This window comes from Gordonia sp. IITR100 (assembly GCF_002009645.1).
GTDB classification, from domain to species: Bacteria; Actinomycetota; Actinomycetes; order Mycobacteriales; family Mycobacteriaceae; genus Gordonia; species Gordonia hongkongensis.
The window spans coordinates 1-943 of the sequence record NZ_MVKV01000049.1; the positions used below are offsets into that span (position 1 = coordinate 1).

1 protein-coding gene is annotated in these 943 nt (G+C 67.1%); it reads right to left on the minus strand.

All coding sequences use genetic code 11. The features are described from left to right. The coding region (locus B1818_RS23825) for a DUF222 domain-containing protein (protein WP_139363095.1) at positions 1–887 on the minus strand (887 nt) is incomplete at its 3' end. Between the last annotated feature and the right edge of the window lie 56 nt (positions 888–943).

A 943-nucleotide genomic window follows, 5' to 3' on the forward strand; every position in this document is an offset into this window, starting at 1 on the left:
CCGGCCAGGGTGTCGGCGTCGGTCACCACGTGAATCACGATCTCGGTACTCGCCGCCGAACCTCCAGGATCGACAGGTGTTGCGGTGCAGTCGGACTGACCGCACGCACACGTGAACGCTGTTCGGGTGAGCAACGCGCACATGGCGTCGGACTTCCGTTCCCCGAGGGTGCGGCCATCCCGGTCGCACACTGATGCGGCCAACTCCCGTACCGAGGCGTTGGAAGCCCGGATGTTCTCGGCGGCCATGACCGCGGTGATCTCACCGGTGCCGTCACCGTGGTTCTCGGTCCACACGCCTCGTTTGTCGAGCGCTTCGCGGCGCCGTTCCCGGACGGCGTCGGCGTCGTGGCCGAAGACCAGGCGGTCGATCATGTCGCGCAAACCGGACGTCGACCACGACCCGGACCGGGAGCGCAGCAGGTCGGCGATCGATTCGTCGAGCACCTCGATGATCCGGCGGCTGGCGGGGTCGTCGGGGTCGAGAAGGTGATCATCGGACACCAAGTGCGTGCGTCCGATGATCTCGCGGATCTGGTGCGGCCCGATGATGCCGTCGCGCAACGTCTCCAACACCCGCGGCAGTCGGTCACGCAGACACAACGCCTCGTCGACCAGCATCCCCGCCCGGTAGCGGGTGATCCCGGCCTCGCGCGAGACCCGGGCGACGATGTCACCGAAACCGTCGGAGACGTAACTGTTGCCGACAGTGGTCAACAGCCGGTCGCAGAGCACCAGGATCGTCTGGTAGCGGCACCACGCCAGATACGATTCGCCCGCGCGGATCGACCCCAAGCGCTGCATATGGGTGGCGGTGTCCGCATCGGCCGGGCTGGCAGGATCGACCCCGGCGAGGAACTCGCCCGGCAGATCCGTCCATGCCCCCACAGTGACTCCCCCCGAAGTCGTTGCCACCCGGCCTGGTTGACCGGTTCAACTGATAC